The organism is Hypericibacter adhaerens, from assembly GCF_008728835.1.
GTDB lineage: Bacteria > Pseudomonadota > Alphaproteobacteria > Dongiales > Dongiaceae > Hypericibacter > Hypericibacter adhaerens.
Map to the genome: position 1 here is coordinate 2,173,649 of NZ_CP042582.1, position 23,250 is coordinate 2,196,898.

The 23,250-nt window shown below is 66.5% G+C and carries 21 protein-coding genes; 11 read left to right on the forward strand and 10 right to left on the reverse strand.

Features of this window, described 5'->3' with window-relative positions:
* Positions 1-304: 304 nt before the first annotated feature.
* Positions 305-955 carry a response regulator gene (locus tag FRZ61_RS09460; RefSeq protein WP_151116924.1) on the reverse strand — a complete coding sequence of 217 codons (651 nt, stop codon included), beginning with the start codon at positions 953-955 and terminating at the stop codon, positions 305-307.
* Positions 956-1,144: 189 nt separating this feature from the next.
* Between FRZ61_RS09460 and FRZ61_RS09465 the strand changes: the two genes are divergently transcribed.
* Positions 1,145-1,843 carry a MarC family protein gene (locus FRZ61_RS09465; RefSeq protein ID WP_225309190.1) on the forward strand — a complete coding sequence of 233 codons (699 nt, stop codon included), beginning with the start codon at positions 1,145-1,147 and terminating at the stop codon, positions 1,841-1,843.
* Positions 1,844-1,874: 31 nt separating this feature from the next.
* A complete protein-coding gene (locus FRZ61_RS09470; protein ID WP_151116926.1) occupies positions 1,875-2,678 on the forward strand; it encodes a hypothetical protein in 804 nt (267 codons plus the stop codon).
* Between the two features lie 6 nt (positions 2,679-2,684).
* Here FRZ61_RS09470 and FRZ61_RS09475 read toward each other — a convergent pair whose 3' ends face one another.
* The 5 genes from FRZ61_RS09475 to FRZ61_RS09495 all read right to left on the reverse strand — a co-directional run bounded on the left by FRZ61_RS09475 (position 2,685) and on the right by FRZ61_RS09495 (position 8,227).
* Complete coding sequence (locus FRZ61_RS09475) at positions 2,685-3,758, reverse strand: ABC transporter ATP-binding protein (RefSeq protein ID WP_151116928.1); 1,074 nt, start codon at positions 3,756-3,758, stop codon at positions 2,685-2,687.
* 30 nt (positions 3,759-3,788) lie between these two features.
* Entirely contained in the window at positions 3,789-4,571 is a 783-nt protein-coding gene (locus FRZ61_RS09480; RefSeq protein ID WP_151116930.1) for an ABC transporter permease, read from the reverse strand.
* The gene (locus tag FRZ61_RS09485; RefSeq protein WP_225309191.1) at positions 4,568-5,473 is read right to left on the reverse strand and encodes an ABC transporter permease; all 906 of its coding nucleotides are present in this window, start codon (positions 5,471-5,473) and stop codon (positions 4,568-4,570) included. The genes FRZ61_RS09480 and FRZ61_RS09485 overlap by 4 nt, the downstream gene beginning before the upstream one ends.
* A gap of 146 nt (positions 5,474-5,619) precedes the next feature.
* Entirely contained in the window at positions 5,620-6,765 is a 1,146-nt protein-coding gene (locus tag FRZ61_RS09490) for an ABC transporter substrate-binding protein (protein WP_151116932.1), read from the reverse strand.
* Between the two features lie 349 nt (positions 6,766-7,114).
* Positions 7,115-8,227 carry an ABC transporter substrate-binding protein gene (locus FRZ61_RS09495; protein ID WP_151116934.1) on the reverse strand — a complete coding sequence of 371 codons (1,113 nt, stop codon included), beginning with the start codon at positions 8,225-8,227 and terminating at the stop codon, positions 7,115-7,117.
* A gap of 394 nt (positions 8,228-8,621) precedes the next feature.
* Here FRZ61_RS09495 and FRZ61_RS09500 point away from each other — a divergent pair, with 394 nt between their 5' ends.
* On the forward strand, positions 8,622-9,794 hold the full coding sequence (locus tag FRZ61_RS09500; RefSeq protein ID WP_151116936.1) for an adenylate/guanylate cyclase domain-containing protein: 1,173 nt from the start codon (positions 8,622-8,624) through the stop codon (positions 9,792-9,794).
* A gap of 39 nt (positions 9,795-9,833) precedes the next feature.
* Here FRZ61_RS09500 and FRZ61_RS09505 read toward each other — a convergent pair whose 3' ends face one another.
* Together FRZ61_RS09505 and FRZ61_RS09510 are read right to left on the reverse strand one after the other, a co-directional pair.
* A complete protein-coding gene (locus tag FRZ61_RS09505; protein WP_151116938.1) occupies positions 9,834-10,628 on the reverse strand; it encodes an SDR family NAD(P)-dependent oxidoreductase in 795 nt (264 codons plus the stop codon).
* A gap of 63 nt (positions 10,629-10,691) precedes the next feature.
* Complete coding sequence (locus tag FRZ61_RS09510; protein WP_151116940.1) at positions 10,692-11,705, reverse strand: zinc-binding alcohol dehydrogenase family protein; 1,014 nt, start codon at positions 11,703-11,705, stop codon at positions 10,692-10,694.
* A 498-nt stretch (positions 11,706-12,203) separates the two neighbouring features.
* Here FRZ61_RS09510 and FRZ61_RS09515 point away from each other — a divergent pair, with 498 nt between their 5' ends.
* The 4 genes from FRZ61_RS09515 to FRZ61_RS09530 all read left to right on the forward strand — a co-directional run bounded on the left by FRZ61_RS09515 (position 12,204) and on the right by FRZ61_RS09530 (position 15,145).
* Positions 12,204-12,386 (forward strand): DUF1328 domain-containing protein, encoded by a 183-nt coding sequence (locus tag FRZ61_RS09515; RefSeq protein ID WP_151116942.1) that lies wholly within the window; start codon positions 12,204-12,206, stop codon positions 12,384-12,386.
* Positions 12,387-12,514: 128 nt separating this feature from the next.
* On the forward strand, positions 12,515-12,658 hold the full coding sequence (locus FRZ61_RS09520; protein ID WP_151116944.1) for an entericidin A/B family lipoprotein: 144 nt from the start codon (positions 12,515-12,517) through the stop codon (positions 12,656-12,658).
* Between the two features lie 161 nt (positions 12,659-12,819).
* A complete protein-coding gene (locus FRZ61_RS09525; protein WP_151116946.1) occupies positions 12,820-13,308 on the forward strand; it encodes a DUF6328 family protein in 489 nt (162 codons plus the stop codon).
* A 496-nt stretch (positions 13,309-13,804) separates the two neighbouring features.
* Positions 13,805-15,145: an NAD(P)/FAD-dependent oxidoreductase gene (locus FRZ61_RS09530; RefSeq protein WP_151116948.1), complete on the forward strand. Its 1,341-nt coding sequence runs from the start codon at positions 13,805-13,807 to the stop codon at positions 15,143-15,145.
* A gap of 63 nt (positions 15,146-15,208) precedes the next feature.
* Here FRZ61_RS09530 and FRZ61_RS09535 read toward each other — a convergent pair whose 3' ends face one another.
* On the reverse strand, positions 15,209-16,243 hold the full coding sequence (locus FRZ61_RS09535; RefSeq protein WP_151116949.1) for a GlxA family transcriptional regulator: 1,035 nt from the start codon (positions 16,241-16,243) through the stop codon (positions 15,209-15,211).
* Positions 16,244-16,346: 103 nt separating this feature from the next.
* Here FRZ61_RS09535 and FRZ61_RS09540 point away from each other — a divergent pair, with 103 nt between their 5' ends.
* Entirely contained in the window at positions 16,347-17,891 is a 1,545-nt protein-coding gene (locus FRZ61_RS09540; protein WP_151116951.1) for a trimethylamine methyltransferase family protein, read from the forward strand.
* A gap of 30 nt (positions 17,892-17,921) precedes the next feature.
* Here the strand turns inward: FRZ61_RS09540 and FRZ61_RS09545 are convergent, their stop codons facing one another.
* Positions 17,922-18,701 carry a carbon-nitrogen hydrolase family protein gene (locus FRZ61_RS09545; RefSeq protein WP_151116953.1) on the reverse strand — a complete coding sequence of 260 codons (780 nt, stop codon included), beginning with the start codon at positions 18,699-18,701 and terminating at the stop codon, positions 17,922-17,924.
* A gap of 162 nt (positions 18,702-18,863) precedes the next feature.
* Here FRZ61_RS09545 and FRZ61_RS09550 point away from each other — a divergent pair, with 162 nt between their 5' ends.
* The 3 genes from FRZ61_RS09550 to FRZ61_RS09560 are packed head-to-tail and all read left to right on the forward strand — an operon-like array spanning position 18,864 to position 23,243.
* On the forward strand, positions 18,864-20,255 hold the full coding sequence (locus FRZ61_RS09550) for an MmgE/PrpD family protein (RefSeq protein ID WP_225309192.1): 1,392 nt from the start codon (positions 18,864-18,866) through the stop codon (positions 20,253-20,255).
* Positions 20,242-22,314 carry a CocE/NonD family hydrolase gene (locus FRZ61_RS09555; protein WP_225309193.1) on the forward strand — a complete coding sequence of 691 codons (2,073 nt, stop codon included), beginning with the start codon at positions 20,242-20,244 and terminating at the stop codon, positions 22,312-22,314. The genes FRZ61_RS09550 and FRZ61_RS09555 overlap by 14 nt, the downstream gene beginning before the upstream one ends.
* Before the next feature lie 17 nt (positions 22,315-22,331).
* A complete protein-coding gene (locus tag FRZ61_RS09560) occupies positions 22,332-23,243 on the forward strand; it encodes an ABC transporter substrate-binding protein (RefSeq protein WP_191909369.1) in 912 nt (303 codons plus the stop codon).
* Positions 23,244-23,250: the final 7 nt, after the last annotated feature.

Here is a 23,250-nt window from a genome sequence, read left to right on the forward strand (position 1 = left end):
CCCGGCCCGAATCTTATGGCCGCTCCGCGACAGTGGGTTCCTGGTTGAACGATCAAACGAGCGACCCGGGCCCGAGGGTCGGAACGGGAACCGATGAAGAAAAAAGGGAGGCCATGCCTCCCCACAGGCATGGCCTCCCGGGAAGGCGCGCCTCTGCAAAGCAGCCGGCGCGCCAAGAAAGTCGAGGCTCAACGCCCGCCAACGGACACGATTCGAGTCCACGGGGCTATCCGTAGGACCCCTCAGGCCATCGGGGTGAGGTTACCTATAGCCGGTTATGCACGCCCGATCGGGGTCGTTGCCGTCAGGGGATGACGAGGTTGTTGCGCACGGCGTAGCGCACCAGCTCGGCGATGGAACCGACGCCGAGCTTGCGCATGATGTTGGCCCGGTGCGTCTCGACGGTCTTGACGCTGATCCCGAGCGATCCGCCGATCCGCTTGCTGGTCAGGCCCTGGGAGAGCAGCTGCACGATCTGGATCTCGCGATCGGAGAGCTGGCTATAGAGCGACGGCCCGGTCCGCTTCTTCTGCTCCGGATGGAGATAGCCGTCCAGGACGGCTTCCGCCACGCTCGGCGAGAGGTAGGGCTTGTGCTTCAACAGCTGGTCGATGGCGCGCGTCAGCTCGCGGCCCGCCGAGGACTTGACCAGGTAGCCCCGGGCACCCGCCGCCAGCACCTCATGGATGAGATGCTCGCTCTCATGCATGGTGAAGATCAGGATCTCGGTCTCGGGCGAGAGCTTGCGGATCTGCCGGGTGGCGAGGATGCCATTGATGTCGGGCATGGAGAGGTCCAGCACGACGACATCCGGCTTGAGCTGTCCGGCAAGCTCCACGGCCTCGGCGCCGTTGCGGGCCTCGGCACAGACCTCCCAGTCCTCGCGCTCGGCCAGGAGATCGCAGACGCCCCGGCGCACGATGTCATGGTCGTCGGCGATGAGAATGCGCGCCATGCCGCCCCTTTCCATGGCTAAGTGTCCGACCCAGCCTAGCCTCGCGCCCGGCCCTATGCCAATCCCATCCTGCCTTGCAGGAACGAGGCGAAATCATCGCGGGCCGTCCACGGGACCTGTCGACCGGCACCGCCCGGCTATGGTCAACTCGATCCTGTCGAGCCTGCCCGGGATGGAAAGGAAGCTGCCGTGACAGCCAGCAGCGCGGTCAATGCCTTTGGTATTGTGAGCGCCACCTATCTGTTCGTCTTCTGGGCGCTCTTTCCCGTCGTGAACCCGCCGGGCAGCGCGCTGCTCTTCCTGTCGATGACCCGGCCGCTGAACCATCGCCATCGCAGCGAGCTGGCCACCCGTATCGGCATCTTCTCCTTCCTGATCATCATCGCCTCGCTGTTCGTCGGCGCCTATGTCCTCGCTTTTTTCGGGATCTCGGTTCCGGTCCTTCGCGTCGCCGGCGGGCTGGTGGTGGCGGCGACGGGCTGGAAGCTGATGACCGCGCCGGCCGAAAGCCGGGCGGCCGAAGTCGACACGGACAGCAGCCGCCTGCCGGTCGGCATCATGAAGCAGGCCTTCTATCCGCTGACGATGCCGCTGACGACCGGGCCCGGCACCATCGCCACCGCGATCGCGCTGGGCACCCGCAACCCGCAGGTCGATCAGGGGTCGGTCTGGACCATCCTGGGCGGCGTCGCCGCGGCGGCGGCGCTGGCGCTCCTGATCTTCGTCTGCTATCGCTGGAGCGATCGTATCGCCAAGCTGCTGGGCGAAGGGGGAACCGACGCGCTGGTCCGCCTGACGGCCTTCATCCTTCTCTGCATCGGCCTGCAGATTCTATGGACGGGTCTGAGCGACCTGCTGTCGAGCCTGCCGCAGTTCAAGCCCAGCTGATCTCACCGCCATCGATCGGGAGTTCCGCGCCATGTCCAAGCGCATCGGGTCGAAGCGCATCGGGGATTTCGTCCTTCCGGCATTGCTCGCCTGCTCGCTCCTGCTGAGCGCGGGCCGGATGGCGATCGCCGCCGATCCGGGACCCGCCATTCCCTTGCCCGACGCCGATCGGGCGCAGATCGAGAAGCTGCTGGGCAAGGGTGTCGTCGGCGATCCGGTTCCGGCACCGCCCCTGCAGATGCCGACCTCCTACGCACCGCGCGAAGGCACGGTCCTGACCTATCTCCTGCGGGACGCCAAGGGCAAGAGCTGGTCCGAGGCGCATCGCATCGCGTCGACGACGGACAGCCGGTTCTCGCCGGGCTTCACCTACAGCATCGAGAAGGTGAAGACCGAATTCATGCAGGCGGCGGACGGCGGCCTGGTCATCGCCGCGGAGGAGGACCTGAAGGAGAAGGTCCTGACGCGCTTCACGCCGGGTCAGCCCCTGATCGTCGGCGGGTTGAAGGCGGGGGAGAGCCGGCAGGTGAAGGTCGACGTGAAGGTCGCGGACCTCTCGGATCCGACGGATATCACCCACACCGGCTCGCTCGACATCACCTACAGCTATGTCGGCGCCTACAAGGTCACGGTGCCGGCCGGCAGCTATGAGGCCGCGCTGATCCGCTGGGACTATCAGGGCAAGGTCGGACCCGCCTCGATCAAGGATACCTATTACCGGCTGATCGCGCCCGGCGCCGGACTGATCGCGATGATCGAGGATGTCAGCATCTCGGCGATGCTGGTCTATAACGACGACACCAAGCTCGCCAAGCAGCTCGAACGGATCGAGTGACGCCGCTCAGCCCGGCTCCGCGCCCTCGAGCACGAGCAGGTCCTCGCGCCCGAACTGAACCGTGACGGGCGCGCCGCGCTGCGGCGGCGGGACGCCCGGATTGTTGAAGGTGTCGAGCGAGATCGCGTGCTCCTTGAAACGCACGCGGATCCGGACGATGGCGCCCAGGAAGCTCACTTCCTCGATGGCGCCGCTCATCTGGTTGCCATGCGCCACGCCGTTCTTGAGCGAGACCGCCTCGGGGCGCAGGGCGACGGAGCGGATCTGCCCGGGCTGCGAGCCCGGAATGGCCTTGGCGGTCGAGATCGGCTGTCCGTCGATCTCGATGCGGCCGGCGGTCCCGTCGAGCACCTTGCCGCGCAGGATGTTGAGCGTGCCGACGAAGGACGCGACGAAGCGGGTGCGCGGGCTGTTGTAGATCTCGAAGGGCGCGCCCACCTGCTCCATGCGGCCCTCGCTCATGACCACGATCCGGTCCGACATGGAGAGGGCTTCCTCCTGGTCGTGCGTCACATAGATCGTGGTGATGCCGAGGCTGCGCTGGACGTTGCGGATCTCCTCGCGGAGCGCGACGCGGATCTTGGCGTCCAGCGCCGAGAGCGGCTCGTCCAGCAGCAGGACCTGCGGCTTGATTGCCAGCGCGCGGGCGAGCGCCACGCGCTGCTGCTGGCCGCCCGAGAGCTGGTAGGGGTAGCGTGCGCCCATCTGCGGCAGCTTGATGAGCGCCAGCATCTCGGCGACCCGGTCCTTGATCTTCTCCGCCGGCCACTTCGCCACCTTGAGGCCGAAGGCGACATTGTCCGCCACGGTCATGTTGGGGAACAGCGCATAGGCCTGGAACACCATGCCGACATGGCGCTGGTTCGGGCGCAGGCTGGTGACGTCCTTGCCGTTGATCGCGATGCTGCCGGCGGAGGGGATCTCGAAGCCCGCGACCATGCGCAGCGTGGTGGTCTTGCCGCAGCCGCTGGGCCCGAGGAAGGAGATGAACTCGCCTTGCTCCACCGAGAGGTTGAAGCTCTCCACGACATTGTTGCTGCCGTAGGACTTCCGCAGGTTCTTGATCTCGAGAAACGCCATCCTGGTCTCCGTTGAGCCGGTGTTTTCGCGTCAGCGCTTGGCCGTCGCGGGTCCCCGGCCGAAAAGCTGGATCAGGCCCATGCAGGCCCAGGTCACGATGAAGGCGATGATCGCCAAGGCCGACGGCTCATAGGCGCGGTTGGCGCCGATGAGCTGCAGGTAGGGGCCGAAGGCCGGGCGGTCGAGCAGGCTCGCCATGGTGAATTCGCCGATCACGATGGCGAAAGTCAGGAAGGCGCCGCTGAGGATCGCCACCTTCACGTTGGGGAAGATCACCTTGAACATGATGGTGCTCCAGCCCGCACCCAGATTCTCGGCCGCCTCCGTCAAGGTCCGTACGTCGATCGAGCGCAGGCCCGTATCCACCGCCCGGTACATGTAGGGCAGGGCCAGCACCACATAGCTGAAGGTGAGCAGCAGATCGCTGGTCCGCGTCGTGGCGGTGAGAGGGATCCAGGAGGAGCTGTTATAGAGGCGCAGGTAGCCGAACACGATCACGATGGCCGGGATCACCAGCGGCAGCAGGGTGATGAACTCGACGATCGGCCGCAGCCGCGGCAGGCGCAGCCGGATGAAATAGGCGGTCGGCACCACCAGCAGCGCGCCGACGATGATGGTCGCCGCGGCCTGGAATGTCGAATAGAGGAAGCTCGCCTGGAAGCGGGGATCGCCGAGCACCACCGCATAGGCGTCGAAGCTGTATTCGCCCCGGCGCATGCGCAGCGAGAACTCGAAGGTCGCGAGCAGGGGCACGATGAAGTAGATGGTGCCGATGGCGATGGCGAGCCAGGCACCGAAGCGCGACTGCTTCATCGCAACCACCGCTCGCTGCGGCTCCGTAGCCAGATATAGAGGCCGTTCGAGAAGCCGGTGATCAGGATCATGCCGAGCGCCAGCGCGTAGCCCAGGTTCTGGTTATGCAGCACGTCGCCGCGGATCTGGGCATAAAGCAGGATGGTGACGATATTGAGAGAGCTGCCGGTCAGGCCGTAGGCCGTGGCGATGGCGCCGAAGGCGTTGGCGAACAGCAGGATCGTCGTACCGAGCAGGCTCGGCCAAAGCACCGGCAGCGCGATATGGCGCCAGTAGTGGAACGAGTTGGCGCCCAGGATCTCGGCCGCCTCGCGCCATTCCCGCTTCAGACCGTCCAGCGCCGGCGCCAGGATCAGCACCATGAGGGGGATCTGGAAGTAGAGATAGGTGAGCGCCAGGCCCCAGAAGCTCAGCAGGTTGAAACCGGTGCTGTAGATGTTGAAGTCGAAATACTTCACCAGCAGCACGGTCACGATGCCGGTGCGCCCGAGCGTCGCCAGGAAGGCGAAGGCAAGGGGCAGGCCGGCGAAGTTCGAGGCGACGCCGCAGAAGGTCATCAGGGTCGGGCGGATCCATCCCGGCAGCCCGCCCATGACGCCGGCATAGGCCAGGAAGAAGCCGACGAGGGCGCCGCCGATCGCCGACGCGAGGCTCACCTTGATGCTGATCCAGTAGGCGCTCCGGATGGAGGGCTGGAACAGATCGGCGAGGTTGCCGAAGGTGAAATTGCCGTCGGCGTCCTGGAAGGCGCCGACGACCAGATACATCGTCGGCAGGATCAGGAACATGAAAGCGAAGACAAGGAAAGGCGAGACGCCGATCAATGCCCAGCCGGTCTGGCCGACACGGGGCCGCGCGATCGCGGGGCCCGATCCCAATTCCATCTGCGCTTGTTGAGCCATGGAGCCTGCCGAGAGAACCCTTTCTCATCAGCGACGTTCAGCACCGCATATCCTGGAGCATCCGAGGATCGGAACCGTGCCGGCAAGCCCGCGCGGAAAGCATGCGGCTTCGCGGGGCACGGTTCCAGTCTCGTTAGGATAGCAGATTACTGGACGTTCGCACCTACAACACTGTCCCACTGCTTCGTGATCACTTCCTTGGCCGCACCCTGCTGCTCGAGGGTGGGGAACAAGGCCTTCTCGTAGTTCTCCGCGGGCGGCAGCTTGGCCAGAACGTCCGCCGGAACCTTCTTGCTGTCGACCAGATCCTGGAACCGGATCGGATGGCAGTAGGCCTTGAGCCAGTCGATCTGGCTCTCGTCGGAATAGAGATGCTCCATCCAGAGCTTGGCGGCGTTCGGATGGGGCGCATAGGCGCTGATGGCCTGCACATAGACACCGGCGACCACGCCCGTCTTCGGCACCACGGTCGCGATCTGCGGATTACCCTTCAACGTGTCATTGTCGGTCAAGGACAGATAGTCCCAGCGGATGACGATCGGGGTGGTGCCTTGCGCAATCGAAGCGGCCCCGCCGCCGACCGGGACGAAGTTCCCGTTCTTGTAGAGCTCGGCGAAGAACTTCAACCCTTCCGACGCGGCCGCGTCGACCTTGCCGCCCGACCGGGCGAGGCCGGCGGCGAAGATGCTCTGGATCGATTCGTTCGAGGTGCGGGGATCGCCGCTCAGCGCGACCTGGTTCTTGTATTCGGGCAGGAGAAGGTCGGCCCAGTCGGCCGGCACCTTCTTCACGATGTCGGTGTTCACCTCGAAGGCGAGCACGCCGTAATAGTCGCCGTACCAGTATCCCTCGGGATCCTTCTGATGGTCGGGGATGCTGGCCCAGGTGGAGACTTTGTAAGGTTGCAGCAGGCCTTCGGCCTTGGCCGACGGCCCGAAGGACAGGCCGACATCGATCACGTCGGGCGCCTGCGGTCCCGTGTTGCCCTTGTTGGCCTTGATCGCCTCGATCTCGTCACCGGAGCCGGCGTCGGGATTGAGCTCGTTCAGCTGGAGGAACGGGTATTTCGCCTTGAACTTGTCGATCACGGTGGCGTAGCCGCACCAGTCATGCGGCACGGCGATGATGCTGAGAGCGCCTTCCTTCTTGGCGCCGGCGATCAGATCGTCCATCGACTCCGCCGAGGCCAGGCCGGCAAGAGCCGTCACCCCCAGAGCCGCCACGGAGGCGAGGGTCAGGGTCCTGAACAGGTTGCGCGCCGTCGTTCTTCTCGATGTTCCACTCGCAAGCATGCTCGCTTCTCCCGGTTGTGAATCGCCCGAGGCCGTCAGCATCGAAGCGATCCCTGTTTGACACTGCCATGAGGTTGGTCAGAGGCGCGCTGCCGGCCGATGAAAGGCCGGCAGCCGCCGCCGGGGACGAATTCGACACCGAAAATGTCATTTTCGCAAATGAAAATGCATGGTAGGACCGCCGTCCTGCGGGAAATTTTCATGACGCTCTCTCCGAGAGCGGAGAAGAACCGGTCCTGGCGGAACGAATCGACAAACGAATGAATGGGAAACGAGGGTTGCAAAGAAACGGGCCGCGCCGCCATTCCCGTCGCTGGATGTCCGGCGCGGCCCGTCGGGCTCATGACGATTACTGGACGTTCGCGCCGACGACGCTGTCCCACTGCTTGGTGATCACTTCCTTGGCGGCCGCTTGCTCGTCCAAGGTCGGGAACACGGCCTTGGCGTAGGCTTCGGCCGGCGGCAGGGCCTTCAGCATGGCCTCCGGAATCACCTTGCGCTGCGCCAGGTCGTTGAAGCGGATCGGGTGGCAATAGCCCTTCAGCCAGCCGAGCTGCCCCTCGTCGGAATAGAGATATTCCATCCAGAGCTTGGCGGCGTTCGGGTGCGGGGCATAGGCGCTGATGGCCTGGATATAGACACCCGCCACGACGCCGGTCTTCGGCACCACCACCTCGATGGCGGGATTGCCCTTGAGCGTGTCGCGATCGGCGAGCGCGTTATAGTCCCAGCGGATCACGAGCGGCGTGGCACCCTGCGCCAGCGTACCGGCCTTGCCGATCACGGGGACGAAGTTGCCCTTCTTGTTGAGATCGCCGAAGAACTTCAGGCCCGCGTCGGCGGCCTTGCCGGCATCGCCACCGGCCGCGGAAAGGCCGGCCGCGTAGACGGCTTGGATCGCCTGGTTGGAGGCACGCGGATCGCCCGCGAGCGCGATCGAGCTGGCATAGTCCGAGGCCGCCAGATCCGCCCAGTCGGCCGGCACCTTCTTCACGATGTCGGTGTTCACCTCGAAGGCCAGCACGCCGTAATAGTCGCCGTACCAGAAGCCTTCGGCATCCTTGGCGCTGTCGGGGATCGAGTTCCAGGTCGAAACCTTGTAGGCCTGGATCAGGCCGTCCTTCTTCGCCTGCGGGCCGAAGGGGAGGCCGACATCGATGACGTCCGGCGCCTGGGGACCGGTATTGCCCTTGTTCGCCTTGATCGCCTCGATCTCGTCGCCCGAGCCTGCGTCGGGGTTGAGCTCGTTGACGGTCAGGCCATACTTCTTCTTGAAGCTTTCGATGAGGTCGCCATAGCCGCACCAGTCATGCGGCAGCGCGATGACCGTCAGTTGCCCTTCTTTCTTGGCCGCGGCTACCAGATCCTCCATCGATCCGGCCGAGGCCAGTCGAACGAACGCGGTCGCCGCCAGCACGGACAGCGAAACCACCGCCATCCTCTGCATCCAGTTGTGCTTCATTTTTATCTCCATGATCAAAAGCCCCAGATCAGCAATCGCCGAGCGTCGCCGCGCGGAACGGGTCGCGGCGAGACAAGCTGTCCCGTCGCGCTTCGTCCCTGGCATGGGCAAATACATTCGACATCAGCGAAAGTTTCGCGCCGGGCCCGTGGCGCGTCATGAAACTGTAACCATCCTGCAACAGTCCCCTAAGCTACGCAATGCGAGGCCGGCGGGAACATCGCATGGTGCCGGTGACGGCCGTGTGACAGCCGCTCCGGGGAAATCCGGAGGAAGGGCCGCTGTTGCGATGCAACAAATACGGATGACCAAAGGCTTGCCGGGCGGGAGGCGATGGACCCGAGGCAGGATGACGCGGTCGTGAAGGAGGGACGGTGAGCGGGGAGATCGGGCGATGAATGTCGAAACGCTGGGGCTTTGGCTGACGAAGGCGGCGCGGGAGCGGCGCGACCTGGGCAACCTGTTCGAGGCCTTCTGCCTCGAGCTGCGGCAACGCGGCTCGAGCATCAGCCGTGCCTCGCTCGGTCTCGAAGGACTCGATCCCGAAGTCGGCGGCTCGCGCTATGTCTGGGAGCAGGAGGCCATCATCTACACCAGCGTGCCGCGTGCCGGCGTGGTGCAGTCGGCCGGCTATCAGAACAGCCCGATGAAGATCGTCGACGATACCGGGCGGCCCTTCCGTCGGCGCCTCGAGGGCGAGCAGACCATGCCCGTGCTGGAGGAGTTGCGGCAGAGCGGGGCCACCGACTATGCGATGTTCCCGATGCCGTTCATCGACACCACGCGATCGGCCGTGATCGCCTATTCGACACCCGCACCGACCGGTTTCACCGATGCCGAGCTGCAAGGGCTCGAGGCCGCGACCGATCTGTTCGGACCCTACGCGGAACGCCAGGTCCTGCGGCAGATCGCGGTCGATCTGCTGGATGTCTATGTCGGTCCGCATACCGGCCGGCGGATCATCGAAGGCCATGTCGAGCGCGGCGATATGGAGACCATCGAGGCCGCGATCTGGCTCGCCGACATGCGCGGCTTCACCCGGCGCTCGGAAAGCTCCGCGGTCAGGGATGTGCTGAACGGCCTGAACGCCTGGCTCGAGGCGATGGTGGGGCCGATCCATGCGCATCAGGGCGAGGTGCTGAAGTTCATCGGCGACGCGATTCTCGCGATCTTCCCGACCGGCACACGGCAGAGCGGGCGCGTGGTCTGCGCGGCGGCCCTGGCGGCGGTCGAAGAGGCCCGCCGGCAGGTGGAGGAGGTCAACCGGGCCCGCGCCGCGCAGGGGCTCTGGCCGCTCGAGTTCGGCGTCGGGCTTCATTTCGGCGAGGTCGTGTACGGGAATATCGGCGCCCCGCGCCGGCTCGATTTCACCGTCATCGGCGCCGCGGTCAATCGCGCCAGCCGCCTGCAGGAGCTGAGCAAGCAGCTGGGCCGCCAGACCATCATCTCCGGCGCCTTCGCCGGCCATATCGATGGTCCGCTGGTGCCCTTGGGCACGCATCGCCTGCGCGACGTGGCGGAGCCCCAGAGCGTCTATGGCCTGCCGGCGGAATCGGCGGCGCGTTGAAGCGGACCGGATCGAGGCCGATCCGGTCCGGCTTCGGTGTCACACGATCGAGCGGATGATGCCGCCTTCGGCGCGAAGGGCAGCGCCGTTGGTGGCCGAGGCCTGCGGCGAGGCCGCATAGACCACCATGTTGGCGATCTCCTCGACCGAGGCGAAACGCTGCAGCAGCGAGCTCGGCCGGTGCTGCTTGACGAAGCTCGCCGCCATCTCGTCGGCGGTCGTGTTGTTCTGGGCCGCCATCGCCTGGAGGAAACCTTCGACGCCGTCGGAACGCGTCGGGCCGGGGAGCACCGAATTGACGGTGACGCCGGTGCCGGCGGTGAGTTCGGCCAGACCGCGCGAGATCGCGAGCTGCGCCGTCTTCGTGAAGCCGTACTGAATCATCTCCTTGGGGATATAGACCGCGGATTCCGACGAGATGAAGATGATCCGGCCCCAGTTCCGCTTGAGCATCGCCGGCATGAGCGCGCGGGCCAGCCGGACGCCCGACATGACATTGGTCTCGAAGAACCGGGTCCAATCCCCGTCCGGGATCTCGAAGAAGTCGCGCGGCTCGAAAATCCCGGCATTGTTCACCAGGATGTCGATCTGGCTCACGGCCTTGACCAGGGTGGCACAGCCCGCGGCCGTCGACACGTCGGCGGCCGCGCCGACGACGCGGGCATCGGGATGCTTGTCCTTGAGCCGCGCGATGGCGGCTTCGACGCCCGCGGGCTTGCGGCCGTTGATCACGACCTTGGCGCCGGCGTCGGCGAGCCCCGCGGCGATCGCATGGCCGATGCCGGCCGTCGAGCCGGTCACCAGGGCGGTCTTGCCGGTGAGATCGATCTTCATGATGGCGGATCCTTTATCTTGAAATGAATACGGGCCGGTGCCGGGGCGGGACGCCCGCGCCGGTCAGAATCGCTCGAGTACGATCTTGCCGCGCGCCTTGCCACTTTCAACCAGCGCATGGGCCTTTTTCAGGTTCTCCGCGTCGATGCGCCCCAGGTTCTGGCTGAGCGTGGACCGGATCACACCGGCATCGACCAGGTCGGCAACCTCGTCCAGGAGGCGATGCTGGGCGATCATGTCCTCCGTCTCGAACAGCGAGCGCGTGAACATGAGCTCCCAATGGACGGAGACGCTCTTGCGCTTGAGCGGATTGATGTCGAGCGCGGCCGGATCGTCGATGACCCCGAGGCGGCCCTGCGGCTTGAGAATCTCGACCAGCGCCGGGAAATGCTGCTCGGTGTTGGTCAGGCTGGCGACGAGATCGACCTGCGGCTGGCCGATGCGCGCCAGCTCGTTGACCAGCGGCTTCTGATGATCGATCACATGGTGCGCGCCGAGTGCGGCGCACCAGGCCGCCGTCTCGGGACGCGACGCCGTCGCGATGACGGTCAGGCCCGTAAGACGCCGCGCCAGCTGGATCAGCATCGAGCCGACGCCGCCGGCCCCGCCCATGATCAGCAGAGTGCCGGCATCCGGCTGCTTGCCCGGCCGGACGCCCAGCCGGTCGAACAGCAATTCCCAGGCGGTGATGCTGGTGAGAGGCAAGGCGGCGGCCTCGGCGAAGGAGAGCGTCTTGGGCTTATGGCCCACGATCCGCTCGTCGACCAGATGGAATTCGGCATTGGTGCCCGGCCGCGCGATCGAGCCGGCATAGAAGACGGCTTCGCCGGGACGGAACAGCGTGACTTTGGCGCCGACGGCCTCGACGATCCCGGCCGCATCGAAACCCAGGATCCGCGCGACACCCGGCGGCGGTGCCGCATGGGCGCGCTGCTTCACATCGACGGGATTGACCGATACCGCCATGATTCGGACGAGGAGATCGCGATCGCCGGGCAGGGGCGCCGTCAATTCGAGATCGACCAACGCGTCCTCGGCGGCGATCGGGAGGTTTCGGCGATATCCAACGGCCTTCATGGGGCGCGATCTCCTGGCTCCTCGTCGGGGTGCCCCAGAGATGGGGATTCCGTTCCCTCTCCGCAAAGGCGGGAGCCGGAGAATATTACCCATGAAGACAATATGGCGGGGAGATAGCTCGCGCCGCGGGCCCCCGCGCGGGATTGAACCATTGAACCGGGTCATGCCGGGTTCCGTCGGGTTTCCGGACAGTCCCCCCTGCGCGTCGTGATCGGCTCCCGTCAGTGCCCGAACAAGAGCCAGATCAAAATCAGGACCGGGATCGGAATCCCCAGAAGCCACAGCAAAAGATAGCGCACAGCCGCTCCTCTCCTTTTGCCCGGCGGTCTGCAACCGCCCCGGCGTCCGTTAGCGCGTTACGGCTCGGCAACGTCGATCGGGCGTCGAAGTTCCCGCCTTTGCGGAGAGAGAAGGGCGCCCGGGCCGGCGGAACCTCGGCGGGGGAGGGGGCGTTATTCTCTTGATATCGGCATTGGAGCAGCAACGAGGAATATCGCCATGCTGTACTGGGCCCTTGTCTTCCTGCTGATCTCGCTGGTTGCGGCCTTGCTTGGATTCAGCGGCATCGCCGCGGTCTTCGGCGGCTTCGCGCAGCTTCTCTTCTACATCTTTCTCGCCCTGTTCCTGGTCACGCTCGTCATGCACCTGGTGCGCGGACGCGGGCCGCCGCCGGTTGCCTGATCTCCGCGAGCGGGAACCATGCTCCCGAGGTCGCGTTGCCTCCTGCGTGCAGACATGACGGGGATGGATTCGAATAGGAAGGAGCTTCAGCCATGATCGCTGCAAAGATGCAAACCGCGATACCTACGATGCCGGCCTGGAAGGCCTGGGCCGCGTTCCTGTTGACCATCGCCGTGCTGGCGCTGGCGGGCTGCAACACCACGGAGGGCTTCGGTCGCGACGTGAAGAATTCCGGCGCCTGGATCGAAAACAAGGCGGACCAGGCGAAATAGAATCGCGTTCCTGCCCCGGATCGCCGTCGGTCGATCCGCGGAGCCTTGCGGCTCCCCGCCCCTGACGGGTGTAGGGAGCTTTCTTTTTGCGTCCCCGTTGGCCGCCACCAGCGCTTTAGACTAGGATTCCCGCCGGCAAACCGGAGCGGCGGCAGGCAGGAATGGTGGGCGGATCCCAGAAGAATCAGGCCGAATCAAGCCGGCTCGATCGGGCCGCCTCCTTCATCCTGGAGGAAGCGCGCATCATCCTCCCCGGCATCCAGGCGCTGTTCGGCTTCCAGCTCATCGCGATCTTCAATGTCGGCTTCGGGCGCCTGTCGAGGCTCGATCAGCATCTTCATCTGGTGGCTCTGGTGCTGGTCGCCATTTCGGTCGCGCTCGTCATGACGCCCGCCGCCTATCACCGCCGGTCGAAACGCGAGCATGTTTCCGGCTACTTCATCGATGCGACGTCCCTGCTGCTGAGCTGGGCGCTGCTGTTCCTGATGCTCGGAACGGCGATCGACGCCTATGTGGTGACCCATCTCGTGATCGAGAGCGCGATCGGCAGCGTCGCGATCGCCTTGCTCCTCTTCCTGATCTATCTCGCGCTCTGGTTCATCTATCCCTGGCTCGCCCATCGTCGGCGCCAGGATCAGCGCGGCCCCTGAGATCGGCGCTTGCGCTTCTGCCTCGCCTGTGCGACGGCTGCCGGCGTGTCTGCCGGAGCGGGGTGGGCGCCGCTTCGGGCGCCGTAAGGCTCCTTCAGCGGCGCATGGCGGAGCGGGTCCTTCGCATCCGGCTGCAGGCCGCCCTCCCGCAGCGAGTCCTTGGCCGATCCCGTGGGCCCCTCGGCCACGATCGGTGTCGGTTTCCGCCGCTCGGGCCGGCGGCGCCAGGGCGTTCGCAAGGTTCCTCGGAAGCGGGCTTTGGCCACCATCATGGGCCTCCTGGTTTTCCCTTCCCGGATAACGGGCTAAGGGCATCCCCGGTTCCTCGCCCGGAGCCTGCAGCGTCGGCCCGGGAAGGCGCGGGAGGCGAGGGGCGGATTGTCGGTTCCGCGCCATCGGATGTCGGGCCGGCGCGTATGCCCGGACGGCATTGCTCCGACAGTGGGCGCCGCCTCGGCCGTCACCCGCGACGACCGTCAGAACCCTGAGGATCTCGATGGCTCTCCCTTCGCATGTGAAATACGTGATCATCGGTGCCGGCATCCACGGGCTGAGCACGGCCTGGCATCTGGGCGAGAACCTGCGCAAGTCCGGCCGCGGCAGCGGCAAGGACATCCTGGTCATCGACAAGACCGCGATCGCGGCCGGCGCCTCCGGCATCGCCTGCGGCGTCATCCGCAACAACTATTTCCAGCCGGCGATGCGACGCCTGATGGCGCACAGCGTCTCGGTCTGGGAGAGCGACCCCAAGGCCTTCAGCTATCACCCCGTCGGCTATATGCAGATCAGCCCCGAGGTCATGCACAAGGACGTCGCCTCGATCGCCAAGCAGCAGAAGGAGATCGGCTACGAGTCGGTCTTCATCGAGGGCGAAAAAGATTCCATGAAATACATGAAGGGTCTGTTCGACGACTGGCAGGCGAAAGGGATCACCTCGGTCCTGCACGAGAAGAAGGGCGGCTACGCCAACAACACGGCCTCCATCTACGGCCTGGCGAAGAAGGCCGAGAACGAGGGCGTGCGCCTTGCCACCGGTATCAAGGTCACGGGTTTCAAGAAGGATGCGTCGGGTGCCGTCAAGACCGTCGTCACCGACCGTGGCAATATCGATTGCGATCAGGTGATCGTGGGCGCCGGCCCCTGGGTCAAGCAGATCTGGGACATGCTGGAGCTGCCGGCGCAGATCTCGATCAAGGGCCGCGACGGCAAGATGCACGACAATGTGCCGATGTGGATCTTCTGGTCGCTGCAGGAGGGCACGCTCGGCGTCGATCCCAACCTGCAGAAGACCAACGACGGCAAGATGCCGCCGGTGATCCATGTCGATACCGACGCGCCGCTTCTGTCCGACGTCGACGGTTCGCTCATCACCGACAAGCTCTGGGGCATCTACTACAAGCCCGATTTCAATTTCGGCGGCGTGCAGGGCGGCGCCATGCCGTTCAAGGTCAAGGCCGATCCGGCTTCGGTGAAGATCGATCCCTATGGGCCGGAATCGCCCGACTTCGTCGTGGGCGACGATTTCGCCCATATGTGGTGCTCGGCGCTGGCCTTCTGCCAGAAGCGCTTCGAAGGCCAGATCAAGGTCTACAAGAAGGAGCCCTCGGGCGGCATCGGCAGCTTCACCGCGGACAGCTTCCCGGTCTTCGACCGCTTCTGCGACAATGTCTATGTGATCGCCGACTCCAACCACGGCTTCAAGATGATCGGCGTGGGCAAGCTGGTGGCCGACGATGTCTGCGGCAACCACAGCGACCTGCTCGATCCCTTCCGCTTCTCTCGCTTCGCCGAGGGAAAGCTGCATCCGGTGTCGAACAGCCCGTTCCCCTGGAGCTGATCCGCAAGGCGCGACAAGCCGGTTTCCGAAGCAAGGCCGGGTGCCGGTGGCGCCCGGCCTTTTTCACGAGCGCGGCTTGCGCCGCGGCGGACCCTCGCGCTCCTCGGCCAGGAAGGGGACGGTCTCGGGAGTCCGGTCGGCGCTCGGCACCCGCTTGAAATGCTGCCGGTAGGCGCGGGCGAAATGCGAGGCCGAGGTGAAGCCCGAGGCGACGCCGACCTCGAGGACGGAGAGGGTGCTGTGCCGCAGGAGCTTGCGCGCCTTCTCGAGCCGCAGGCGGATATAGTGCTGCGAGGGCGTGCAGCTCAGATAGCGCGTGAAGAGCCGCTCGAGCTGGCGGGTCGAGACGCCGACGCGGCGGGCGATGTCGGGCGAGCGCAGCGGCGCCTCGACCGCGCTTTCCATGATCTCGATGGCCTTCACGAGGGCGGGCTGGCTCACGCCCAGCCGGTTGCGCAGGGTCATGCGCTGCGCGTCGCGCGGCTGGCGAATGGTGCCGTAGATGAACTGGTCCGAGACCTGGCTGGCGAAGAGGTCGCCCTGCCGCTGCCGGATGAACTGCAGCATCACATCCATGGCCGCCGTGCCGCCGGCACAGGTGAACACGTTGCCGTCGATGACGAAGAGCTCGTTGATCACGTCGATCTGGGGGAAGGCCTCCTGGAAGGCCTCGATATAGTCCCAATGGACGGTGCAGCGCCGGTGATCCAGGAGCCCGGCTTCGGCGAGGATGAAGCTCGCCGTGCTGACGCTGCCGATCATCACGTCGCGCCGCATCATCTGCCGCAGGAAGGCGGTCAGCTTGGGATGGCGATAGCTGTCGCTGCCCATGCCGCCGCAGACGACGATCATGTCGAGATCGGCGTCGGCCGGCTTGGGCAACGGCTGGGTCTTCACCTCGAGCCTTCCGCCCGAGGCGACCATGCCGCCCTCGGGGGACAGGTGGCTCCAACGATAGAGGACGTCACCCTGAATCAGGTTGGCGCCGCGCAGCGGTTCCACGGTGGAGGCGAAGGCCATGAGGGAGAAGCCGGGCGTCAGCACCACGCCCACATGAAAGGGCGCGACGGAGACTTTCGCCGATAGTCGCTTACGCATTGTGGAGTAGCCCAAAAACGATCAGCACAGGTCGAAATTAGGCTAGTCTAGCGCAGCCCGCGGGTGGGACAAGGTGACATCATTGCCGTCGAGGAATCAGCCGATGGAGACCCCGCGCTCCGCCCGCCGTCCGCGCCGCCCCCGGGAGACCACCCGGCTCGGCATGGCGCTCCTGGGCCAGCCGCCCCTGCGCAACAGCTTCAAGCCGATCGAGGCGCTGAGCCAGGACCAGCTCATGGCGATCCACGAGGCCTCGCTGACGCTCCTGGAGGAGACCGGCATCGAGTTCATGGGGGCCGCGGCGCGCCAGGCCTTCCGCAAGGCCGGCGCCGCGGTGGAGGAGGCGACCGGCCTGGTCCGCATTCCCCGGGAACTGATCGCCCAGGGGCTCAAGACCGCCCCTTCGAGCTTTGTCCTCACGCCCCGCAACCCCGCCCGCCGGCTCCATATCGGCGAGAACCATGTCTCGTTCGGCCTGGTGGCGGGGCCGCCCAACATCCATGACGCCGTCGCCGGACGGCGCTCGGGCAACCACGAGGATTATGTCTCGCTGATCAAGCTCGCCCAGAGCTTCGACATCATCCATTTCATCGGCAATCAGCCGACCGCACCCATCGAATTGCCGGCGCGCACGCGCCATCTCGACTGCTACCTCGCCAACGTGACCTATTCGGACCGGGTCTATCACTGCACCTCGATCGGCCGGAACCGGGCGCTCGACGGAATCGACATCATGGCGATCTCGCGCGGGCTGACCCGCGAGCAGATGATCGACGATCCGGGCGTCCTCACCATCATCTCCGTCAACTCGCCGCGCCGTTTCGACGAGGCCATGAGCGACGGGCTGATGGCCATGTCGGAACATGGCCAGGCGGTGGTGGTGACGCCCTTCACCCTGATGGGGGCGATGACGCCTGTGACGATGGCGGCCGCCCTGACCCAGCAGAATGCCGAGGCGCTGGCCGGCATCCTGCTGACGCAGCTCACGCGACCGGGCGCGCCCGTCGTCTATGGCGCCTTCACCTCGAACGTCGATATGCGCAGCGGGGCGCCGGCCTTCGGCACGCCCGAGAACGCCCGCGCCACGCTGGCGGCTGGCCAGCTCGCGCGCCTCTACAATCTGCCCTACCGGGCGAGCAACTCGAGCGCCAGCAACATCGTCGACGCGCAGGCGGCTTACGAATCCGAGATGTCGATCTGGTCCTCGGTCATGGGCCACGCCAACCTGGTCTATCACGGTGCCGGCTGGATGGAGGGCGGCCTCACCGCTTCGTTCGAGAAGATCGTGCTCGATGTCGAGATGCTGCAGATGATGGCCGAGACCATCAAGCCGATGGACGTCAATCCGGCCGAGATCGCCGAGGGGCTGGCAGCGATCGCTGCCGTGCCGACGGGCGGTCATTTCTTCGGTGCCGAGCACACGCTGTCGCGCTACGAGACGGCCTTCTACACGCCGCTCCTCTCGAACTGGCAGAACTACGAGAACTGGGAGCTGGCGGGCGGGCTCGACGCGACGCAGCGGGCGACGCAGATCTGGCAGAAGGCGCTCGAGATCTATGAGCGCCCGCCGCTCGACCCCGCGATCGAGGAGGCCTTGGCCGCCTTCGTGGCCCGTCGCAAGGAAGAGCTCAAGAACGTCGATCATTGATCGGCCCGGGCGGCAGCCGGGCAGGGCGCCTCAGCCCGAATAGAGCTCGGGGCGCCGGTCGTCGGCGAAGCGCCAGCCCGCTCGCGATTGCCGGTAACGCTCGAAGTCGAGCTCGGCGATCAGCAAGGCCTCCTCGCGGCTGCAAGCGGCGAGGATCTCGCCGTCGGGTGCCGCCACGCCGCTCTCGCCCGCATAATCGAGCCCATGCTCGCCGCCGGTGCGGTCGCAGAAGAGCATGAAGAGCTGGTTCTCATAGGCGCGCGCGGGGATGAGCTTGCGCGGCACGACGGAGTAGGGAGCCGTCGTCGCGCTGATGGCGAGGATGGCATCGGCACCGCCCAGTGCATAGCGGCGAGCCAGCTCCGGAAAATCGATGTCGTAGCAGATCATCAGGCCGAACCGCGCGCCGGCGAAATCGAACAGGCATGTTGCCGTGCCGGGCTGGAACTGCGCGCGCTCGAATTCGCCCCAGAGATGGGTCTTGCGGTAGTTGGCGACGGGCCGGCCGGTCCGGTCGAGCAGCAATGCCGAATTGTAGACGGCACCGGCCGCGCGCTCGGGATAGCCATAGAGGATCGCCAGCCCGGCCTCGGCCGCGATGGCGCCGGCCGCGATGGCGGAAGGCCCTTCGCTGGGCTCGGCCAGCCCTGGCACCGCATCGCCGATGTTGTAGCCGCTCAGGAAGAGCTCGGGCAGCAGCAGGAGTGCTGCACCCTGGGTTGCCGCTTCGCGGGCCAGGCGGCGCATGAGCTGCAGATTGGCCCGGACGTCGCCGGGCGTTCCGATGGTCTGGCCGAGGGCGATCTTCATGGGGGTTCCGGCGGGCGGGTTTCGACCGGTTTATGGCCCGTCGGACCCGGGGTCAAGTTTGGCGTAACACGCATAGATTCCGTCGATCCCGGGCGATGTCGCCCTGAGCCTGGGTTCCTAAGCTTCGCCATTCCCGATCGCCCGGCCCGAAGGAATTCCGGCATGGAAATGACGCGGCTTCATTCGTTTCTCGTCCAGACGCGCTATGACGGCCTGCCACCCGAGGTCAGGCGCATGGCGGAGCGCTGCCTGATCGATCTGGCCGGGACCGCCGCGGCCGGCCTGGCGACGCCGCTCTCCCACATGATCCGGAACCACGCGGTGCGCGCCTTCGGCGCCGGCGAGGGCGCGCCGCGCGCGCGGCTCCTGTTCGACGGCCGCGTCGCGAGCCCGCTCGGCGCCGCCATGGCCGGCGGCATGACCATCGACAGCTTCGACGCCCATGACGGCCATGTCCTGACCAAGGGCCATGCCGGCGTCGCGATCCTGCCGGCGCTCCTGGCGTTGGCTGACGCGGCCGAGACGCCGGTCTCCGGCCCGGAATTCCTGACCGCCCTCGTGATCGGCTATGAGGTGGCGATCCGCGCCGGCATCGCGCAGCACGCGACCTGCCCCGACTATCACACCTCGGGTGCCTGGAATGCGCTGGGTGTCGTGGCCGTCGCCGCACGGCTCTGGGGGCTCGATCCGGAGCGCACCCGCCACGCCCTGGGCATCGCGGAATATCACGGTCCGCGCAGCCAGATGATGCGTTGCATCGACTTCCCGACCATGGTGAAGGATGGCTCGGGCTGGGGCGCCATGTGCGGCCTGAGCGCCGCCTATCTCGCGGCCGACGGCTTCACCGGCGCGCCGGCGCTGGTGGTCGAGAGCGAGCCTGTGAAACCGCTCTGGGCCGATCTCGGTCAGCGCTGGCGCATTCTCGAGCTCTATTTCAAGCCATATCCGGTCTGCCGCTGGGCCCAGCCCGCGGTCGAGGCGGCGCTCGTCCTGCAGCGCGGCCACAAGATCGATCCTGCCGCCATCGAGATGATCGATGTCGAGACCTTCCACGAGGCGGTGCGCCTCGATCAGCATCGCCCGGCTTCGACGGAGGAAGCGCAATACAGCCTGCCGTTCCCGGTTGCTGCCGCGATCGTCCGCGGCCGGCTCGCCCCGACCGACGTGTCGGGCGAGGCGCTGGCCGATCCCGCGATCCTGGCGATGAGCGACCGCATCCGCCTGCAGGAGGCGCCGGATCTGAACGCGCGCTTCCCCGCCGAGCGCTTCGCCCGGGTCCGGTTCCATCTCAAGGGCGGCAAGACCGTCGCCAGCGACACGACGCCCGCGCGGGGCGATGCCGAGCGTCCGCTGGCGGATGACGAGATCCTGGCGAAGTTCCACGAGCTGGCCGACCAGCCCCTGGGCATCCCGGCGGCCCGGAAGCTCGAGGAACGCATCGCCGCGCTCGCCCGTCAGGCCGATGCCCGTCCCCTGGTCGATGCGCTGCTGACGGCGCCGCTTCCCGGCGCCGCCCCTTCGGACCGTAAGCGGAGCGGCTTTGTCGCAGCCTGACGCCACAAGCCTCGACGGTATCCGGATCGAGGAGACGGTCTGGATCGAGCTGCGGGACGGCTGCCGGCTGGCGGCGCGGCTATGGCTGCCCGAAGCCGGCACCGGGCCGGTGCCGGCCATTCTCGAATATCTCCCTTACCGTCGCCGCGACCGCCATCGCGGCGACGACGCGATCCTGCATCCGGCCTTCGCCGCGGCGGGCTATGCCTCGATCCGCGTCGATATGCGCGGTGCCGGCGATTCCGACGGGGTGATGACGGACGAATACACGCCGCGCGAATGGGCCGATGCGGTCGAGGTGATCGAATGGATCGCGCGCCAGCCCTGGTGCAGCGGCGCCGTCGGCATGATCGGCCTCTCCTGGAGCGGCTTCAATTCGCTGCAGATCGCGGCCCAGAACCCGCCGGCGCTCAAGGCCATCGTCACCACCTGCGCCTCCGACGACCGCTATGCCGACGACATGCATTACATGGGCGGCTGCCTGCTGAACGATAACCTGCAGTACGGCGCGACCCTCTTCACCTGGCTCGCCACGCCGCCCGATCCTGCCATCGTCGGTTCGCGCTGGCGCGAGATGTGGCAGGAACGATTGGCGGCGGTCGAGCCGCCGGCGGCGCGATGGATGCGCCACAGCGATCGCGACGCCTATTGGCGCAGCGGATCGGTCTGCGAGGATTACGGTTCCATCAAGGCGGCGGTGCTGGCGGTCGGCGGGTGGGCCGACGGCTATACCAACGCGGTGCTGCGACTCCTGGGCGGTCTCTCCGGTCCGCGCAAGGGCCTGATCGGGCCTTGGGCCCATGCCTTTCCCCATGTGGCCACGCCGGGACCCCGGATCGATTTCATCGGCTATGCGGTCCGCTGGTGGGATCACTGGCTCAAGGGCCGCGACACCGGGCTCATGGACGAGCCGATGCTGACGGCCTGGCTGCAGGCGGCCGAGCCGCCGCGCTCGCGCTACGAGGTTCGCGCCGGCCGCTGGATCGCGGAAGCGGCCTGGCCCAGCCCGAACGTCGAGGCGCTTCGCCTCGGCCTCGGTCCCTCGGGGCTGGGCGCGTCCCCGGCCGAATTCGTCGGGACGATCCGCTCGCCCGCGACGATCGGGACCGCGTCCGGCGAGTGGTGCCCCTATGGCTGGGGTCCCGACATGCCGACCGACCAGCGTGACGAGGATGCGGGCTCGCTCTGCTTCGACGGCGCGCCGCTGGAAGCATCGCTGCAGCTGCTGGGCGGCACGCGGCTTTCGCTCCGTGTCGCCTGCGACAGCCCCGAGGCGATGCTGGCGGCGCGCCTGGTCGATCTGGCCCCCGACGGCACGGCGTCGCGCATCACCTATGGACTCCTCAATCTGCAGCATCGCAACGGCCATGGCCGGGCCGAGGCCCTGCAGCCGGGCAAGATCTACGAGGTCGAGATCAAGCTGAAGGACATGGCCTATGAGGTGCCGGCGGGCCACCGGCTGCGGGTCGCGCTCTCGACCGCCTATTGGCCGCTCGCCATGCCGTCGCCGCGCCCGGCGACGGTGACGGTCCATGGCGGCCAGCTGACCTTGCCGCGGCGGCGGCCGGATGAAACCGTTCAGCCGCCCGATCTGGGCGAGGCCTGGAGCCCGCCCGCGCTGGCCGGGACGGTGATGGTGGCTCCGGAGCGGGGACGGGTGCGCGTCGAGACGCAGGCGGACGGCGGCGCCACGGTCGATGTGGTGCGCAACCTGGGCGCGCTCCATATCGACGATGTCGATCTCGACCTGACGGCCACGGGTTCCGAGCATTATGCGATGCCCGCCGGCGATCCGGCGCGAGCCGGATCGGAAGCCCGGCGCCGCGCCGGATTCAAGCGGGGCGACTGGGAGGTCTCGATCGAAACCCGCTCGACCCTGGCCTCCAGCGGCGCCGATTGGCATTTCACGGCGACGCTTTCCGCCTTCGAGGGCAAGACGCCGGTCTTCGAGCGGAGCTGGGACCTCAAGATTCCAAGATCCTCGGTGAACTCGGTGCCGGAGACAGGCTCGTCCGCGATGCGGCCGGGTCCTGCCAAGACAACAAAACTCAACGCATGACGATAGGGAGGTTAGCGATGGGACATTCATGGAAATCGATATCACGCCGCAGCGTGCTGGGCGGCGTGGGAGCGGCGGCGGCATTGACGGTGCTGGGCCCGCGGGTGCGGGCGGCCGACAAGGTCAAGGTCGGCTGGACCACGGATACGGAGCAGTCGATCCTGGGCAACATCACGGCCCTGATCCTCGAGAAGAAGCTGGGGATCCCGGTCGAGCGGGTCGGCAATCTGGGCGGCACCGGCATCGCGCATCAGGCGATCATCGACGGGGCGATCGACATCTATCCGGACTATACCGGCGATGCGCTGGCGAACGTTCTCAAGAAGGACGTGATCACCGATCCGCAGAAGGCCTGGGAAGCGGTTCGCGACGGCTATGCCTCGCAATACAAGATCACCTGGCTGAAGCCGACGCCCTTCAACAACACCTACGCCCTCGCGCTCAAGGAAGCCAAGGCGCAGGAGCTCGGCATCACCACCATCACAGGGTTGGCGCCCCAGGCGCCGAAATGGAAGCTCGGCTGCTCGGTCGAGTTCGCCGGCCGGCCGATCGACGGCTATCCGGGCATGGCCAAGCATTACGGCTTCGAGTTCGGCACGGTGAAGCCGATGGATGTCGGCCTGATGTACACGGCCGTCGACAGCGGCGATGTCGATGTCATCGTGGCCTTCGCCACCGACGCCCGTATCGGCAAGGTGGGCTTGCGGGTGCTGGCCGACGACAAGCTGTTCTTCCCGTCCTACAACGCCGCCATCACCGTCCGCGACGAGGTGATCAAGGCCCATGCCGGGCTGGCCGAGGCGGTCGAGGCCGTCACCGGCACGCTGGAAACCCCCGTCCAAATCAAGCTGAACGGCCGTGCGGACATCGACGGTGTCCCGCCGGAAACGGTGGCGGAGGAGTATCTGAAGCAGCTAAAGGTTATCTGAGCTCCCT